The following is a 19162-nucleotide window of genomic DNA, read 5'->3' on the forward strand; positions in this document are numbered from 1 at the left end:
CTTTTAAGTTATTTAAGTCATGAGCAAAACACATCACTTTACCCGCATTTTACTTACTATGCATGACCTAGAGCTACTTGAGTATAACTTGCTGCTTTTGCAAGAGCAAAAAATTCGTCGCACGTAAGTGTTTCCCCTCGCCGAGTCGGATCTATTTTCGCAATTTCATAAGCAGATTGAGGCACGCGATTTTTTAGAGCGGCATTTAGAGTCTTCCTACGCTGCTGGAATGCTGCGTCTACAAGTGCAAAAACGTTTTTTCTTTCGTCTTCGCTCCCCTTATTATCGCAGTATCGAGTGAATGACACTAAAGCAGAGTCAACATTCGGTGCAGGCCAGAATACGTTTCGTCCTATAACGCCAGCTTTTTCTGCATTACCGTACCAAGCGAGTTTTACGCTTGGGGTTCCATAAACTTTGTTTCCAGGTTGCGCGCATAATCTGTCTGCAACTTCCTTTTGAACCATTACTACGAAATGCTTCAAGTTATTAAACTTTTCCAATAAAGTCAAAATAATCGGTGTTGCAACGTTATATGGGAGATTAGCTACGAGAGTAACAGTTTCAGCGTTAGCAATGGCAGGCAAATCTTGTGGCGTTACTTCAAGAGCATCTTTTAATAGCACAGTAAATCTATTAGTTGCCTGAGGCATAAATTCTGCAACTGTATTAGGTAATCTTTTTGCTAAAGGTGGGTCGATTTCTACGGCTGTAAGATTTGCTCCAGTTTGCAAAATAGCCAGTGAAAGGGAGCCTAAACCAGGTCCAACTTCAAGAACTGTGTCTTTTTCGGTAATGCCTGAAATATGGACGATTTTTCTTACAGTACCAGGGTCGATAACGAAGTTTTGTCCAAATTTTTTAGTTGGAGTAATACCCTCTTCAGCTGCGATTCTTCTTATATCAGCTGCTCCGAGTAGTTGTCCTTCGTTCGCATCGTTGAATTGTGTCAATTTAATACCGTCCAGTTAATGTAATCAAATTAATGTCGTCCAATTTATATTTAAAAACTATTAGATTTTTTATTTTGCTTTTGTTTTGCTTTCTAACTTTGTTTTTTGACTCTGCTAGTTTTAGCGTTAATTTTGCTTTTAATTTATTGGGCTATTTAGTACCAGCCAATCTTACGCGAATGTTCAACAGCTGCACTAGGGCTTCCGTATCTATTTAGTATGTAATTTAGTCCCCAATTGATTTGTACAGAAGCATCATTTCGCCAGTTAGGGCCGCCTCCGCGCGATACGTCACCGAGTTTGTCAGCAGGATAAGCTTGCGGTATTCCGTATGCGCCAGAGCTCTTGTTTTCAGCATCCCATCTCCAGTGCGATTCGCGATTCCATAACCAAACTAAAGCTTCCCAATCTTTTCCAGTCCAACCTAATTGTGCGCAAGCTGCCTTTGCATAGAGTTTAGCTTGTTCAGGAGTTGCATGAATCATGCTATTGCTATTTTCTGGCGCTGGAGCTGGTGCAGGAGCGTTTGAAGCAGGTCCATTTGCTGTATTATCTGCAGGCTTTTGAGTTTGCGTATTTTGTGAATCATTCTTCTGCCCATCGCTCTGGCCTTTATCTTTGGATTGGCCATTGGATTGGCCTTTGGATTGACCATCGCTCTGGCCTTTAGCAGAGTTTTCAGAGGATGTGTTAGAAGAATTATTATTGGAATTATTTGAAGGATTTTGTTTGTTAGTATTTGTTTTTGGCTTATTTTCGGACGTCTTTTCTTTTAGGCTTTCAGAATTATTTTTATTATTCTTTTTAGGCTTACTCTGATTATTTTGTTTAGGATTTTTTGTTGTAGTTTTATTTGTATTAGCATGATTAGTTTGTGCTTTTCCGCCCACTAATACTACAGAATCTATAACAGGTTTAATAACTTTTTGAGAAGCAAGAGTAGCTGATTCTGCTTTGCCATCAACGTATGTGACGTTATAGACGTCTTCTCTCTGCCCATTTACGCCAGCTGTTTGTACAATACGAGTTCCTATAGGAAGATTTGTATCTGTGATAGTTTGCGTATCAAATGGTATTGTTACCGTGCGTTTTTCTTGTCCGTGAGTTACTCGCAATATACGCAATATTGTTTTATTATTTTCGTTTTCTACAGTAACTCGATCTTCTCCGCCTAAAACAATTCCTAAGGAATCGAGTATAGAGCTAACTGGAAGTTTGCCGTTAGGTGCAACTCTTGTTTTCCCATCGCAAACTACAGTTACTGGACCTTCTTTATTTACTGATAAACCTCCTGAAAGCTTGTCGTAAATATTTTGAAGATTAACTGTTATTTTTTCAGCATTTTTTTCGTTTGCTCTAAAGAATCCAATAAGCTGCTCTATGCTTGTAGCAACAGTCCAGAACTGTATTGTTACTCCGTCAACAGTAACAGTAGTTTGATAAGAGCTTCTCACAGTAACAGTGCTGTGATCTGTGAGTATTCCTCCGGAAGATGTGATTACTTGGTCGTGGGTTTTTACGTGTATATTTTGTTCTTCAAGAAGACGCTGTGTGCTCATTGCATAAGTCGTTACTATTTTCGACTTTCCATTTACAGTAAGCGCAACTGCTTTTCGAGAAGAAAAAACGAAGAATCCTGTGCATATAAGAGCGATAGTTATTACGCAAGCTATAACTCGTGCTCGTCTAAACACAACAAAGCGTTTTGGGGTCCATCGACGTATCATGCAACCTCACTTCCCGAAATCAGAATTTAATTATAACTAACTATTAATATGAATGCGATTGAAAATAAAGGCTTTAAACAAAAATAGAGTGTTTATTTTCAAAATATAGCTAGTTTACGAAAAAATGAAGTCTGCAAATCAAAAAATAATATAAATTTGCGATATTCGAATTAACTTAATCAACCTGAATTAACATGGGCTAATTTGAGACAACTTGAGTCAGTTGGATTTCTTCTGATATTGGGTATGAAAAAGGGGCGGGAGAGAAGGGGATTTTCCCGCCCCTGCGAGGTGGAGCAGGTTGGGGGACGCTCCACTCTCGATTCTCGGAAACCCTGAGTTGGGGGAAGGTTTCCGAGTTCTTACTCGCAAAAAGACTACTTCTGTATTTATGCATTGTTTACGTATTTTCTATGTTAACGCGTAATTGTTGTAATTCAAGCTAGCGCAACATGTTAATAACGCATATTTGCAAAATATCGCAGTATCAAGACAGCGTATATTTTAGTTATATTTTTTGCTTATGAAAATAGGCGAATTTAAGCTAAAAATTCAGAAAATAAGTGCTAATTCTCAAAATAAAAGGGAAAAAGATTAAAACAAGCAGAAATTTTAGGATATTTTATTATTTAAGTTATTCTCGGAGCCTTCTGTCGGGATCGAACCGACGACCTGCCGCTTACAAGGCGGCCGCTCTGGCCATCTGAGCTAAGAAGGCAAAGCGCATAAATATACGCGTTAGCAAAACATTGATTAGTGTACCAGCACCTCCTGCCAGTGGCAAGTGTGCACGTGTCATATTTAAAAAGTATTAAATCGTGACGGCTATGTTTTACTTTGCTTAATACTTATGCGCGATATTTATTTATAAATGTTTATAAGTCATTTGGCTTGTGAGAATCGTCAAGCTTTGGCTTTACTGTGCTTGAACCGATATCCTTCTTATTCAATCCAATAGACTTCAAAACGGCATCTATTATTTCAAGATTCTTTTTGCTTGCTGCAGGTATATCAACAAGTTTTCCGTTGATTGTGACTGTTGGGGTAGTCATAGCGCCTGCGTTTGAACCGCTAACATTCCACAATTCCTTACGATCAGGAGTTGTGCCGTTCATGATTTTTTGCCACTTCAAGTAATGACGGTTAAATGCGACCTTCGCTACATCTTCTGGGACGCCAGCTGCCACAGCTTGCTCAGCGAGTTTTTCATTGCTTACCGGCTTGTAATCTTCGCCTTCGCTTGGCTGGAAGTTTTCAGCGAAAATCTTGTTGATGAATTCAACAAGATGTTGTGGGTTGCTATCGTGATCTGCAATGTAGTAAATGCCACCCATAACTCTTGAGGAATAATGATCGCTAGACAAAGTGTCGAGGAATGACATTGGATAAATTTCCAAGTTAATTTGGCCGGCTTCCATCATTGATATAAGTTCTCTATCTGCAGAGCGGTTGAAGCTTCCGCATCCTGGGCACAGGGAATCGGAATAAACGCCAATAGTAGGAACTCCACTAACAGGATTGTTATATCCGTTTTTGCTGATAGGAATACCGCCATCTTTATTCATGTTGATAGGCTTTTCCGAATCTTTAATATTTTTAGCTGCTTCGCGAGCTTGTGTTTTTGCAACCTCTTTTGGATGATTTGAATTAGAAAGAGTTGTAGAAAGAATAACTCCTACAAACATGCATAAAATCACTACTACAGTAACGATTAATGCTACTAATTGATTTTTGTTGGTTTTTGTTTCCATATTGCATATCCTTTCGATTTTCTTCTGCTTTTCTTTCGCTATCCCCTTTGTGCGCAACACAATTGCGAAGTATTTATTTTTTTGTAAGGAAGTGAATTATTTAGCTTGGAACATTAGTTTAATGTACGGTATCAACGGGATTAAGTTATTTTGACCTAAATATTGCACCTAATCCTAGTCGAATTATTGCAGATTTTCTAAGTAAAGCTATTATTATCCATCCGATTAAGACTCCTATTGTGTAGCCGATTGATGTAGGTGAAAGTATTTCTGGAGCATACGATGGGAATAGTATTGTCAAGTTTTTAATTGATAACCATTCTGGAAGATTAATATAAAATGCAATAAGTTGTGAATTAGATTGAGTTAAAAATGGGTAGATATAAGCTCCAAGTATTGATGTTAAAAGAATTATAAGCATTGAAGGAATTGTGTAAATTATGGCTTTTATAAAATGCCATGGTATTGAAAATATGCGTACGAAGTTATCTTTACGCATTGTGCCGTTTATTGTTTGACGATGTATATGGGATGAAACGTTATAGCCTACTGTTGCCGATATAAGTAGTAGTAATACGTGCAAGCAAAGTGATGTTGTTAAAGATAAACAGGTTATAACTAGAAGTATTGGAATAAAGATAAGAAGGAATATTGTTCCTCTGAACATGTATGAGCTAGTTAATTGTTTAAGATTTTCTTGATATTGGCTATCTGCTTCAGATTCTGAACCAGATTCTGAAGCAGATTCTGCTTCTTGTGTTGCTTCTTGTGTTGGTTGGATTGTTTCTTGCGCGTTTGTTTCTTGCGCTTCTTGTGAGAGTGTTTCTTGTATTGGCTGAATTATTGTTTGTTCTAGTTGCGTGTCTTGCAGTTGCGCATTTTGTAATTGCGTTTCCTGTAATTGCGTTTCCTGTGAGAGTACTACTTGCGCGAGTGTTTCCTGAGTATTTGTTTCGCCAGCATTTGCAGCATATTGCCAACTTTTTCTAACGTTTTTTGTGCTATTAAGATTCCCGATAGCCGTTGTTCCTGATATTACTGTTTCATGTGAAACACTAGCAGTTCTCAAAATATCAACTGTTTGTGAAGTATCGAAATCTTGAGCATTGTTAGAGAAAATAACTGTTTTCGGAGCGTCTGATTTATATGCGAAATCAGCGTCGTTATTTAAATCAAAAGGGTGCATCGCCTCCTGCCAAGCAAGAGGATCTTCTGCATCTTTTGCAATAGCTTGTTCTAGTTCGTCTGGAGTGCATCTTTTATTGCGATCCGGGTTTAATGCAGATCGCAACGCATCCATAGTTAATGGAGGTAAGCCATTAAGATTTGCATTTCCTGAAGCAGCTCTTTCTAATACAGCCATCATAGGCTTTGTGCCAAAAACAGGTTTTCCTGTTGCTGCGAAAGCTAGAACTGCTGCGAGTGACCACCAATCTGTGAATTCGTCAGAATCTCCGCCTTCTATGATTTCAGGAGCTATAAATCCTGGTGTTCCCATAACTAGACCAGTTCTAGTAACGTGGCTTTCGCCTTCTCCCATCGCAATTCCAAAATCGACTAAAACTGGTCCTGTGGCTGAAATCATTACGTTTGTTGGTTTTATATCTCTGTGAATAATGCCTGCTGCATGTACTGCTTTAACAGCTTCAATAAGCTTGTGCGCAAGTCTTTCTAAATCGTCAGAAATATAAGGGCCATTTTCTGATACATCTTCTTTTAAATTTAAACCGTCAATAAGTTCTGTGACTATAAATGCGATTGACGCATCGAGTTCCATGTCTACTATTGAGCAAACTCCACTATTGTGAATTCGTTGCAGTGCAATCGCTTCTCGACGTAGACGCGTTCGTGCAAGATCTTGATCATTATCTGAGTTATCTTCAGTGTTGCACATACTTGCGCGCAAAATTTTCATGGCATATTCTTGGCCGCCGTCGTCGCTAACTCTCCACACTGAGCCCATAGCACCGCCGCCGAGTCTTTTTATAAGTGTGTATCCGCCAATATTTTGACCTTGGCTTAGATTGAACATGCTAATTTCGTCCATGGTTATTATGGTAAACCTACTCCGAGCTTTACTGTTAACCATAAATTATGCGTATTTATTTATATTATTTGCGACACGCCGAGAAAAGTTAATAAAAAATTTGGTGTTTTGTCACCTCGAACATGTTATATTGGATTATGGCTCAACGAAGAGAACCTTCAATGGACCAGATAAGTAATGTGTGCGTAAGGCCTCAGCCGAAGTTGGAAGCGGGCTTGTGTGCACACCCTTCACAACGGATCGTTCGGCACGTACCTGCCGATGAAAGGAACATATCATGGCAGAAGTTATATTTGATCATGTCACTCGTATTTACCCTGGCAACGATAAGCCATCGGTTGATAATTTGTGCATGACTATTAAGGATGGCGAGTTTCTTGTGCTCGTTGGCCCATCCGGTTGCGGTAAGTCTACTACATTACGTATGTTGGCAGGCCTTGAAGAGGTTAACCGCGGTCGCATCTTCATTGGTGGTCGAGATGTTACTACTATGCAGCCAAAGGATCGCGATATTGCAATGGTCTTCCAGAACTATGCGTTGTATCCACATATGACTGTTAGACAAAACATGGGCTTTGCCTTGAAGATTGCTAATGTACCTGCTGCAGAAATTGAGAAGCGAGTTTTGAAGGCAGCTCAGGTTTTGGATTTGACTGAGTATTTGGATCGTAAGCCAAAGGCTTTGTCTGGTGGTCAGCGTCAGCGTGTTGCTATGGGTCGTGCAATCGTTCGTCAGCCAAAGGTCTTCCTTATGGATGAGCCTCTTTCCAACCTTGATGCAAAGCTTCGTGTTCAGACTCGTACGCAGATTGCAGCTTTGCAGCGTCAGCTCGGTGTTACTACTTTGTACGTGACACACGATCAGACTGAGGCTCTTACGATGGGTGATCGTATTGCTGTAATTAAGCTTGGCGTTTTGCAGCAAGTTGGTGCTCCAACAGAACTTTATGATCGTCCAGCAAACGTCTTCGTTGCAGGCTTCATTGGTTCCCCATCCATGAACATTAATCAGCATCCAGTCGTAAATGGCCGTGCTCAGATTGGTGAAGATTCTATTGTTTTGCCTCCGGAAGCTGTGAACATGCTTACTCCAGAAGATCGTGGACAGATTATTGTTGGCTTCCGTCCAGAAGATGCAAGCTTGGCTACTTCAGACGATCCAAACGCATTCTCCTTGAATGTTGTTAACGTTGAGGATCTTGGCTCTGACGGTTACATCTATGGAAACATCGTAACTGATGGTTCTCCTGCAGAAGTATCTACTATGATGTCCGATCAGAACAAGCTCACTACTATTCGTGTGAATCCTCGTGCGCTTCCAAAGGTTGGCGATATAGTAAAGATCAAGATCGATCCAGCAAAGATGCATTTGTTTGCACCTTCTACTGAATTGCGCTTGAACTAATTTCTGTTTTGCATGATTGAAATGTTAATATAATGCAATGTGATGCGGGGTTTGCTTAACGCTGCCCCGCTTTTCACATCATTATATGAAAGCAAATTCTCTTATTATTTGTTTAATGTATGGGGATTTTGCTTAACGGCATTAAAATATTTGTGCATCTTATATGAATATCAAATACAAAGCGTAGCTATAATTCGAACTGATGGGTATATTAAACAATATGGAATGGAATGAAGCTCCTCTTATGGATCCGCGTGCTGTTCAAGCAACATCTGTTTCGGCTCAGGATGAAGAGTCTACAAAGAAAGAGCCTTCAGCGTTAAAAATTACTGCTGCAGTGTCGAACCCTCGAATGTTTATGCTTCCGTGGGAGCTTCCACTTTCACAATGGCCTAAAGATTTGTTTGTTAATCTTCCTCGCGGTATTTCTAGGCACGTTGTGCGATTCGTTCACGTTGGCGACGAAGTTTATGCTATGAAGGAAATCACTAGGCAAGTAGCTGAACGAGAATATGAATTGCTTCGTCGTTTGAGGAAACTGGAATTGCCAACTGTAACACCTCTTGCCGTTGTTGCAGGCCGTAAAGATGCAAATGGTGAGCCTTTAGAGGCTATGCTAGTTACTCGTCATTTAAAGTTTTCTCTTCCTTACCGTGCGTTATTTGCTCGCACTTTAAGACCAGATACTGCAGAAAGACTTATTGATGCTCTTGCAGTTTTAATGGTTCGTTTACATCTTTCTGGTTTTTATTGGGGTGACGTTTCTCTTTCTAACGTTTTGTTCTTGCGCGATGCAGATGCTTTTTCTGCGTTTCTAGTTGATGCTGAAACTGGTGATTTGCATAATAGTTTGACTCAAGGCCAGCGTGAGTATGATATTGATTTGGCTCGAACGAATATTATTGGCGAGTTAATGGATTTGAGTTCCGGTCAATTATTGCCTGGAGAAGTTGATGAAATTAGCGTCGGCAATCGTTTGGTAGATAGATATCATTCTCTCTGGAGTACTCTTACAGATGTTGATAAATTTAGCCCTGACGAAATGTGGCGTATCGAACGACGCGTTAATCGTTTGAATGAATTAGGTTTTGACGTTGATGAGCTTGAGATGAAAACATCTGAAGATGGCCGTCGAGTTTTGGTTCGTCCGCGAGTTGTAGATGCTGGGTATGCATCGCGTAAGCTTTTGCGACTAACAGGCTTAGATGTGCAAGAAAATCAAGCTCGTCGTTTGCTTAATGATTTGGATGCTTACAGGACTTCTACTTGGAGGCAAGGAGAAGAGCTGGAAATTGTTGCAACAGATTGGATGCGCGAAGTATTTGAGCCAACTGTCCGCATGATTCCGCCTGAATTCCGCTCTCAAATTCAGCCTGCTCAATTCTTCCATGAAGTTTTGGATCATCGTTGGTTTATGGCTGAGAAAGTTGGCCATGATGTTTCTATGCAGGATGCGGTGACAAGTTACATTAAAAATGTGCTTCCTCAATACAAGATGGATAAGGGTGTGCTTGCTGCGATTAATGCTGATGCTGATTCTGGCGTAGTTGATGATGAATATACGTATTCGAAAGCTGCATACAATCCGGATGAAGATGAAGACCAAGATGCAAGCGTCTGGGCAAGCTAAAAATATGTAATTTTTTCGCAGTTTATCTATTAAAACAGCAGCTATTTTTGTAAACGTAATTTACGATATGAAAGTAGCTGCTTTTATTATCCTTATAGCATCTTCAGATTTTTATTTTTTAATTAAATTAGGTTATTTTTCTTATAATTTCTCGCATTTTATAATAATTCACTATATTTTCACGTAGTTATAATTTGTGCCTCTTTTTTGAAGTAGCTTATTTATTTTCTAGCGTATAAATATGAGGCATTTTTGGCTTATAAATATATTAAAAGTAAGGAATAAGTATTAAAATATTTTCCTCAAAAACAGAAAGGTAATAGGTAAAAAACGCTGTTATATTACAAATAATTAGAGTATACCCCTGAATAGTATAAAAAATATTTATTTTTTATTTTACTTTTTGGAAACTTCATGTACAATTATTTTTACTTAATATTTATTCATAATGAGTTTAAGGCGCGAAGTTGCACAAAACTCAATGGATAGAAGGAGGTACAAGCTCAAAATAACAGTTTTACCGTGATTAAAATATTCGTAATATTCGTGTTGATTGTTAAAGCGAGCTCATTGAAGAGCTCGCAATAATAAATGATAAAAATTAATTAATTATCAAAATTTTTTATCCAAAATTTCACTGGTAGAAAAGGTAAAATATGAAACGATTGGTGGCTGGCACTGTTGCTGCTACCCTATCAATAATGCCATTGGTAGGTAGTTTTGCTTTTGCTACTCCGGCGTGGGCTAATGGCTTAAGTGCCATATCGCAAATAAGCACAGGTGCAAAAGAAAATCCGCAATCTGATTTTGATTGGTCCTTAGATGAATCAACAAAAAAGGGTGGAGAAGTACTCGAAAAAAAGTATGGCTGGTATCATTTTAAATCCAGCAGTCAGAATGGTAATTCGGCAGAAAATCCTTTGCAATACCCTGCAATAGCTGTTAATAAAGCAGAATATAATTTTGCGGATTCTTCTGGAGTGTTCACAACTATTATTAAAACCAAAGAAGATGGAGGTAAGAATCGATTCGGATTCTATCTTGGATACAAAAATCCTAATAGCGGCCTTTTTATAGGATTTGACGCTCAAGGATGGTTCTGGCAAAGGTATGGCGGAGACGGCGAATACTTTAACGGGAAGCGCGTAGCTCCTCCACAAGCTGGTAGAAAAACCGAAGTAAATATTCGCTGGGGCGAAAACAAGGCTGTAGTTCGCGTAGATAGACGAATTGTCCTCCAAGTTGATTACTCAAGCATGAAAGATAAGCTTTCAAATAAATTAGCTATTAGAGCAGGTTCCTACGGCAATGAAATCACGGATATAGAAGTGAGAGATCCTAATGCTCCTAGCCTCACTTATAGCGTTTCTGGAAAAATCTTAGGACAAGATAATGCTCCTCTTAAAAATGCTCGAGTTCAATGTGCTAATAAAGTTGTTAACACTAACAATAATGGTGAGTTTTCTATTAATGATTTAGAGCCTGGTAAATTCACTCTTTCTGCCATCGCTGACGGATACGATGAATTCACCAAGGAAATTTCAGTATCTGATTCAGATTCTAAATTAGGCGATATAACGCTACAAAAAACAGGCGTATTTGATACTGAAACACTGAAAACTGAAGATATGGAAGCTGTTCTCCATAAGAATTTCCCAGCTGTTTCTTACTACAAGATGCTAAAGCTTGAAAATCGCATAATGGAAGCCCAGCGCAGTGACATTCGCACTGTTTCTATAAATGGTGTAAATGTTAAACTACAAGATTCTGACGTTACATTTAAGAAAATCGATAACACTAAGGCTCAATACGTTCTTAAAGTAAAAAATGCAGATAAAAATATTGATGCAGAAATTACTGTTGATATGAGCGTTAAGGCAAATCAATTACACTTCAATGTCACAAAAATCGTTAATAATGCTGGCGAAAGTCATCCTATTCAAACGCTTTATTTCCCTGGAAATAATTTAGTTTCTGTAACCAGCTCTCAAGAAGGAGCTACATTTACAGGAGCTCGCATGTCTTCGAATACGAATATTCCTGGAGATAAAACTGTTGCAGTTACTAACGGATATTCCATAAGGGATAAGGGCGATTACACTTATGGATTTGTTTCAAATAATCAGCTAAGCGCTGGTTTGTGGAGCAATTCTGAACATAATGGAACTGCTGCATATTCTGGAATTGAAGGTGGTTCTAAGAATACTCGCGTTATTGCATCTACTAAATCAGAATTTGCAGGAACAAGGCTTGGGTTAACTAGTGCACCATGGTATTACCATCGAGTTGTCGAAGACAGCAAAGGACGTAGATATACTGTTCCAGAAACAGATATGCCAAAAATGTCTGTGGCAATTGCTGGCGATTTGAATGGTGATAATTCTATTACGTGGCAGGATGGAGCTATCGCCTATCGCGATATTATGAATAATCCGTACAAGTATGAAGAAGTTCCAGAATTAGTTGCATGGCGAATTGCAATGAATTTTGGTGGACAAGCGCAAAATCCATTCCTTACAACTCTCGATAATGTTAAGAAAGTTGCTCTTAATACTGATGGTCTCGGACAGTCAGTGCTATTAAAGGGTTATGGCAATGAAGGTCATGATTCTGGTCACCCAGATTATGCTGATATTGGCAAGCGACTTGGCGGCGCAGATGATATGAATACCTTAATGAAAAAGGGTAAGAAATACGGTGCTCGCTTTGGCGTACATGTGAATGCTTCGGAAATGTATCCAGAAGCTAAAGCTTTCACTGAAGATATGGTTCGCCGTAGGGGAAGTAGCTTGAGCTATGGCTGGAATTGGCTTGATCAAGGTATTGGTATAGACGGTATTTACGATTTAGCATCTAATTCCCGTGAAAAGCGTTTTGATAAATTGAAGGAAGAAGTCAAAGACAATATGGACTTCATTTATCTTGATGTTTGGGGAAATCTTGTTTCTGGCAGTCGTGAGGATTCTTGGGAAACTCGCAAAATGTCTAAGATGATTAACAAGAATGGCTGGCGTATGACTACTGAATGGGGTGCTGGAAACGAATATGATTCCACATTCCAACATTGGGCTGCTGATTTAACTTACGGTGGATCTAAGATGAAGGGAGAAAACTCTCAAGTTATGCGCTTCCTTCGTAACCATCAAAAAGATAGCTGGATCGGCGATTATCCTACCTACTACGGCGCTGCAAACGCTCCGCTGTTGGGTGGATACAATATGAAGGACTTCGAAGGCTGGCAAGGACGTAATGATTATGATGCATACATTAGGAATTTGTTCACGCATGATTTGTCCACTAAGTTTATCCAGCATTTCAAGGTATCTCGTTGGGTAAATAGCCCGCTGGATTCTTCTTCTGTGCGCGATCGTAATACTAATAACGGTAGCGAGCAAATTGATTTAGTAGATAATCATGGCAATAAGCTTGTTATTGCGCGCGGATCGAATAATTCTGGCTTAACTGCTTATCGCAATCGCACTATTACATTAAACGGTAAGTTAATTGCGACCGGTGCTGTAACGCCTGGAGATGGTAAAGGTGTAGGAAACGAGTCTTATCTTTTGCCGTGGATGTGGGATGTCAATACAGGAAAACTTGTGGATGATTCAAAGCAAAAGCTTTACCACTGGAATACTGTAGGCGGTACAACTACATGGAAGTTGCCGAATGGCTGGGAAAATCTTGCTAACGTAAGCGTTTATAAGTTAACAGATCTCGGTAAAACCGAGCGAACTGTTGTAAATGTCGCTAATGGACAAATTACGTTAAACGCTCTCGCTAAAACTCCATATGTTATTTACAAGGGTGATGCCAAGGCAGAACAATTGCATGTAACTTGGAGTGAAAATATGCATATTGTAGATGCCGGATTCAATGGCGGTGAAGAATCGCTTAAGAAGAATTGGAATATTGAAGGAAATGGCACTGCAAGTATTGCTAAGAGTCAGTTTAGTAATCCTATGCTTAAACTTACAGGAAAAGTGAAGGCAACTCAGAAGCTAACTGATTTGAAGCCTGGTAAGCGTTATGCTCTGTATGTAGGCGTTGATAATCGTTCTGATGCTGCTGCTCGTATGACAGTTCGTTCTGGTGGTAAGGTGCTTGCAAGCAACTCAACTATGCGAAGCATAGCCGCGAATTACGTTAAAGCTTATTCTCATAACACTAGTTCTGCAACAGTAGGAGGTAGTAGTTACTTCCAGAACATGTATGTGTTCTTTGATGCTCCGCAAAGTGGCGAGACTACTTTAGAGCTTGAGCATCTTGGCGCTGAAGATACTTATTTCGACGACGTTCGTGTTGTTGAAAATGAGTATAAAGGTTTGAAGTTTAACTCCAAGGGCGAGGTAATCGGTCTTGAAAACGACTTTGAACATAATGCTCAGGGTATTTGGCCATTCGTTATCTCTGGATCAGAGCGTGTAGAAGATAATAGAATCCATCTTTCTGAAAAGCACGCTCCATTTACTCAAGCTGGATGGGATGTGAAGGAAGTAGATGATGTTCTTGGCGGGAATTGGTCTGTTAAAATAAACGGTTTAGTTCGCAAGAATAATCTTGTTTATCGCACAATTCCGCAGAACTTCACATTTAAGCCAGGTAAAAAGTACACAGTTGAATTTGATTACCAGTCTGGTAGTAATGGCACATATGCTGTTGCTATTGGCAATGGTGATTTTGCATCTGATAAGGTTTCAAAGATTCCTCTCGATGAAGCTAAAGGTACTACAAAGCATCATAAGTTCACAGTTATTGGTGGAGATGATGGTGATACTTGGTTTGGTATTTTCTCAACAAGTACTGCAGAAAAATTACCTAGCGGCGTAAGTCCAGATTCTGCTAGAGCAAACTTTGGCGGTTATAGGGATTTCATTCTTGATAATCTTAAGATTAAAGAGGATGATTCTGTAACAACACGTGAGCAGGCTCAGAATAAATACAATGAAATTAAGCAGAAGTGGGATTCAAAGCGTAAGAATTTTGCAGAGTCAGCACAGCGAACATATGTTGAAAAGATGGCACTTGCTCACTCTATTCTTAATCGAAAGGGAGCAAAATCTGAAGACTTTGCGTCCGCTGTAGCTATTCTTGAGTACTTGGATTCATTTATGAAGACTGCTCCAGCTTTGCCATTAGACGATAAGTTTGACGTTGCTCGCAACGAATATGACATATCTGTTGGAAGCGCTCAAGAAAAGTATGGTAATGAAGGACCTGCAGAGTTTGCTGTCGATAATGACCCTAATACTTGGTGGCATACCGCTTGGGATGAATCTGCGGTTCATCAAGGTGATGCGTGGTTTGAGTTTACTCTTAAGAAGCCTATGACTATTAGTGCTTTGCGATATCTTCCTAGAAGTAGTGGAGATAACGGAAAGATTATAATGTATAAGGTTACTATCACTCCTACTGAAGGAAATCCAGTAATAAAGAGTGGTACTTTTAAGAATAACGGTAACTGGGAAAAGGTTGATTTCGGTAAGCAAATTGAAAATGTCAAGAAGGTACGTTTGACAGCGTTGTCTTCTAGCGGTGCAAAAAGCGATGAAAGAAATAGATTTGCATCTGCTGCTGAATTGCGTTTGACAACTAACCGTGAGATTCAAGATATTAAGATTGCTGCTGATAAAACAGAGCTAAAGTCAGTTATTAAGAAGGCTGGCGGCCTTTCTGAAGCTGATTACGCTGCAGATAAGTGGAGTGCATTGCAAAAAGCAATCGAATCTGCAAAGTCTGTAGATAAGAATGCTGATGCATCTGTTGAAGATGTACAGAAAGCTATTGTTGAGCTTCGTGCTGCAATGAAGGAAACTAAGGCTGCGGAATCTATTAATGGTAACGCTCCGGTTGATCCTTCTACAACTGTTCCTGACCCAGCAAAGCCGGCTCCAGCGGTGCCAACTCCTACGGTACCTGCAGTGCCTACAGTTCCTGCAGTTCCTACGGTTCCGTCTCCAGTAAAGCCAGCTCCGGCAGTGCCATCTGTTCCTCCTGTAGAAACTGTTCCTTCGAAGCCTGCAGCTCCTGCTCCTGCTGAACAGCCTGCTAAACCGGCTCCGGTTAAGCCAGCTACTCCAACGGTGCCGACTCCTGCTCCTTCAGAGCAATCTCCAGCTCCAGTTCAGCCGGCTCCAGCAAATCCTGTAGCTCCAACAAATCAGCCTGCTCCAGCAGAATCTACTCCTGATTCGGTAAAGCCAGCAGAATCTGCTCCTGCTCCTGCAGCTCCAGCAACGGTGCAGCACCTTAAAGCGGAATTAAATGGCAAACTTACTGTTGGCAATGATAATGTTGCGCAGCCGGGTGCGGTAAATAAAGTATTGCTCAATATTACGAATTCTGAGTTCTATGAAACTTTGAAGCGTGATGGTGTTGCGTATGCTTATGCCTACATCTACTCGTCTCCGCGATTGCTTAAGGGCGCCGATGGTTCAAAGTATGTAACCGTTCGCATTGTTAACGGCAAGCCTCAGTTTGATGCCATGTTCCCAGCTGATTATTCTGGAAAGCATACAGTTGCTTTGGTTGATAAGAAGGGCAAGCAGATTGCTTGGACGAATATTGTTGTGGCTAATTCTACGAAGAAAGCTACTGGAAGTAAGGAGAGTGCCGCAAATAATGCTACTCGCCTTACAAACAGTGGTGTGAACGTGATTAGTGTTCTCGCTGTTGGCGTATTGCTGATTATTTCAGCTGGCGCTATTCTCGTTCGCCGCGCAATCTGATAATTAAATGATGCATAATTAAATGATGCATAATTAAATGATGACGGCTTTACGCCGTTATTTGAGGGGTAAAAGTTTGTGAATTATAGCAATCTTTTGCCCCTCTTTTTATGTAAGGATAGATTATTATGAATCCAATAATGCTTTAGGTCTTTGTTTAAATGCGATGGTTTTAAATTACAATTATGTAATTTTTGTTTCAAAATCGCCTGTCATTTTCCTTATAAATGTTGATGTTATTAGTTAAATGTGAGTGTAAAAAATATTATTAAAACTTTTCTGATTTTTTATTTTGTTTTTTGGAAACATAGTGTACAATTAAAAATGTGTGAGGAAGCACATACACAAACGTCGATCAGTTGAAGCAAGGCTGCTAAACCGGTTCGGCATAAATAGGAGGTACAAGGATGTCTTGTTTTAATAAAATAACGCGTCTTGTTGCAGCATTAGGCGCCGGCGCGATGTTGCTCGGTGTTGCTGCCTGCGGTACTAATTCAACTGGTGCCAACGGTAAAGTAACGCTTAAGTTTGCTGCATTTGAGGGCGGATATGGTTCTCAGATGTATAAAGACGTTGTAAAAGAATATGAGAAGCTGAATCCAAATGTCAAGATTGATTTAGTCACTTCTAAGAAGATTGAAGATGAAATCACTCCTGGTATGAAGGCTGGAAATTATCCAGATATCGTTGAGCTTGCCCAGGGTACTCCTTCTGGTTTAACAGAAACTCTGTTAAAGGATAAGGCCTTGGATAAGTTGAATGACGTTTTGGACATCAAAGTTCCAGGCGAGTCTAAGACTGTTAAAGAGAAGCTTATTGATGGTGTGATTGGTTTGTACACAAATCCTTACGGGAACAGTGATACTTATCTTATGCCAATGTATTACTCTCCATCTGGCTTAGTTTACAATAAGACTCTGCTTGAGAAGAATGGTTGGAAAGTTCCAACAACTTGGGATGAAATGTTCAAGCTCGGCGATCAAGCCAAGGCAAAGGGTATCTCGCTGTTCACTTACCCAACCGCTGGTTACTTCGATGGATTCTTCAATGCTCTTATTGCTGATATCGGTGGTCAAGAATTCTTCAAGGATGTTATGACATACAAGAAGGATGTTTGGAAGACTGATAATGCTAAGAAGGTATTAAGCATCGCAACAAAGCTTGTTACTGAATACCTCAATCCTAATACTGTTGGTTATGCTAATGCTCAGGACTTCACCAAGAATCAGCAGTCCATTTTGGATGGCAAGTCGCTGTTCATGCCAAACGGTACTTGGATTGTTAATGAGATGAAGGATGCTCCTCGTATGGATGGATTTGAGTGGGGATTCGCTCCAGTTCCTACCTTGAATAAGGATGGAATCCGCCATATCAATACCACGATTGAAGCTGTCTGGATCCCATCTAAGGCAAAGCATAAGGAAGAAGCTAAGAAGTTCATGGCCTTCTTGTACTCCGATAAGGCTGCTGAGATCTTCGTAAAGACCGGTGCTGTACAGCCAATCAAGGGTATGCCTGATAAGGTTGATCCTAGCATGAAGTTCTTCTATGACGCTTATAACGAGCCAAATGTTCACGCTGTTTCAGGATCGTTCTCCACTACAGCTTCCGTAGAAGGAAAGAATATTAAGGAAGATCTTTACAACGCTGTCGATTCTATTGCATCTAAGCAAAAGACTTTGAAGCAGTGGATTGATCAGTTGAACGATACAAGCAACGCTTTGAATGCTGCTGCTGCTCAGTAGTGAGTTCGTCCGTTAAGCATGTGAATTAATTCACCTAAAATAGGCGGGCACTGCAGTTACCGCTGTTGGTGCCCGCCTTTTGCCGATAATTTCTAGTTTTTATAAATTAATGGCATTGATACTTCAGGCTGCTCAAATAGTTACTTAGATGAAATAACAAGGTTGTTATGCTAGTCGTAATTACATGCAGTAGGGGTTATTTATTTACACACAAAGGAATTTATAATGTTAAATCTTAAGCAATCGTTAAATCGTTTGCGCAACAAAGGTGTTAGCACCGATTTGGATAAAAAGCGTGCGAGGTTTGGCCTGCTGTGTTCTTTGCCTACAGCAATTCTGTTGTTAATATTTATCTTCATCCCAGCGATAAATATTTTCCGCATGTCTGCATATAAGTGGAGCGGATATTCCGACGATAAGAAGTTTGTTGGTTTAGCTAATTTCCAAAAGCTTCTTGGCGATATGAAGTTCATACACGTATTCCAAAATACTGTTTTGCTATTGGTGGTTGTTACGTCTGTTACGTTGCCTTTAGCTGTTATTTTCGCCGCTATACTTATGCAAAATCGAATTATTGGAAGCAGTCTTATACGCTTTATTTTGTACGTGCCTGCTGTTCTTTCGATTGTTGTTGTAGCAGCAATTTTCTCTTCGATTTATGATCAAAAAGATGGACTTTTAAATGCTTTGTTACATTTATTGCATTTAGATGCAGTTAAGATAATGTGGCTAGGCGATCAAAAAATTGTAATTTATTCAATAGGATTGGCAATGCTTTGGCAGTCGTTGGGCTACTACATGGTCATGTATATGTCTTCGATGGCTGGAATTGATCCGCAAATATATGAAGCTGCAAGAATTGATGGAGCTAGTAAAACGAGACAATTGTTCTCAATTACTATCCCACTTATTTGGAATAATTTGCGCACAACGTTGACGTTCTTTATTCTAAGTTCTGTTAATTTAAGCTTCGTTCTTGTAATGGCGTTGACTAATGGTGGTCCTGATAATGCGTCACAAGTTCTTCTTGGATACATGTACTCGCAAGCTTATACGAATTCTTCATATGGATACGGTATGGCAATCGGCGTAGTTATCTTCGTATTTAGCTTTGTCGTGTCTCTGATTGTGAACATGGTTACAAAGAGCGAAGTTCTTGAGCATTAAGGAAGGTAT

The 19162-nt window shown here is 39.8% G+C and carries 8 protein-coding genes, 1 tRNA gene and 1 pseudogene; 5 read left to right on the plus strand and 5 right to left on the minus strand.

Features of this window, described 5'->3' with window-relative positions; genetic code table 11:
* Positions 1-56: 56 nt before the first annotated feature.
* From rsmA to BFS05_RS07195, 5 genes and pseudogenes are all read right to left on the minus strand, one after another.
* Positions 57-968, minus strand: a complete 912-nt coding sequence (rsmA, locus tag BFS05_RS02110; protein WP_103084402.1) for a 16S rRNA (adenine(1518)-N(6)/adenine(1519)-N(6))-dimethyltransferase RsmA — start codon at positions 966-968, stop codon at positions 57-59.
* Between the two features lie 140 nt (positions 969-1108).
* Positions 1109-2680 (minus strand): aggregation-promoting factor C-terminal-like domain-containing protein, encoded by a 1572-nt coding sequence (locus BFS05_RS02115; RefSeq protein WP_103084403.1) that lies wholly within the window; start codon positions 2678-2680, stop codon positions 1109-1111.
* A gap of 644 nt (positions 2681-3324) precedes the next feature.
* Positions 3325-3398: transfer RNA gene (locus tag BFS05_RS02125), tRNA-Thr, on the minus strand.
* A gap of 157 nt (positions 3399-3555) precedes the next feature.
* Positions 3556-4431, minus strand: a complete 876-nt coding sequence (locus BFS05_RS02130) for a DsbA family protein (protein WP_103084404.1) — start codon at positions 4429-4431, stop codon at positions 3556-3558.
* Positions 4432-5602: 1171 nt separating this feature from the next.
* Positions 5603-6478 (minus strand): annotated as a pseudogene (locus BFS05_RS07195) (serine/threonine-protein kinase); the annotation flags it as partial.
* A gap of 277 nt (positions 6479-6755) precedes the next feature.
* Here BFS05_RS07195 and BFS05_RS02140 point away from each other — a divergent pair.
* The 5 genes from BFS05_RS02140 to BFS05_RS02160 all read left to right on the plus strand — a co-directional run bounded on the left by BFS05_RS02140 (position 6756) and on the right by BFS05_RS02160 (position 19153).
* Complete coding sequence (locus BFS05_RS02140; RefSeq protein WP_103084406.1) at positions 6756-7883, plus strand: ABC transporter ATP-binding protein; 1128 nt, start codon at positions 6756-6758, stop codon at positions 7881-7883.
* A gap of 220 nt (positions 7884-8103) precedes the next feature.
* Positions 8104-9513, plus strand: a complete 1410-nt coding sequence (locus BFS05_RS02145; RefSeq protein ID WP_103084599.1) for a DUF4032 domain-containing protein — start codon at positions 8104-8106, stop codon at positions 9511-9513.
* A gap of 656 nt (positions 9514-10169) precedes the next feature.
* Positions 10170-16241: an endo-alpha-N-acetylgalactosaminidase family protein gene (locus BFS05_RS02150; RefSeq protein WP_103084407.1), complete on the plus strand. Its 6072-nt coding sequence runs from the start codon at positions 10170-10172 to the stop codon at positions 16239-16241.
* A 407-nt stretch (positions 16242-16648) separates the two neighbouring features.
* Entirely contained in the window at positions 16649-17986 is a 1338-nt protein-coding gene (locus tag BFS05_RS02155; RefSeq protein ID WP_103084408.1) for a carbohydrate ABC transporter substrate-binding protein, read from the plus strand.
* Between the two features lie 225 nt (positions 17987-18211).
* Entirely contained in the window at positions 18212-19153 is a 942-nt protein-coding gene (locus tag BFS05_RS02160; protein ID WP_103084409.1) for a carbohydrate ABC transporter permease, read from the plus strand.
* The last annotated feature ends 9 nt before the right edge of the window (positions 19154-19162 follow it).

Source organism: Gardnerella coleohominis (assembly GCF_002896555.1).
GTDB lineage: Bacteria > Actinomycetota > Actinomycetes > Actinomycetales > Bifidobacteriaceae > Bifidobacterium > Bifidobacterium vaginale_F.

Bases quoted from the DNA above. Each gene is read 5' to 3' on its own strand.
- BFS05_RS02115 (WP_103084403.1), bottom strand. From the start codon at position 2,680: ATGATACGTCGATGGACCCCAAAACGCTTTGTTGTGTTTAGACGAGCA.
- BFS05_RS02130 (WP_103084404.1), bottom strand. From the start codon at position 4,431: ATGGAAACAAAAACCAACAAAAATCAATTAGTAGCATTAATCGTTACT.
- BFS05_RS02140 (WP_103084406.1), top strand. From the start codon at position 6,756: ATGGCAGAAGTTATATTTGATCATGTCACTCGTATTTACCCTGGCAAC.
- BFS05_RS02145 (WP_103084599.1), top strand. From the start codon at position 8,104: ATGGAATGGAATGAAGCTCCTCTTATGGATCCGCGTGCTGTTCAAGCA.
- BFS05_RS02150 (WP_103084407.1), top strand. From the start codon at position 10,170: ATGAAACGATTGGTGGCTGGCACTGTTGCTGCTACCCTATCAATAATG.
- BFS05_RS02155 (WP_103084408.1), top strand. From the start codon at position 16,649: ATGTCTTGTTTTAATAAAATAACGCGTCTTGTTGCAGCATTAGGCGCC.
- BFS05_RS02160 (WP_103084409.1), top strand. From the start codon at position 18,212: ATGTTAAATCTTAAGCAATCGTTAAATCGTTTGCGCAACAAAGGTGTT.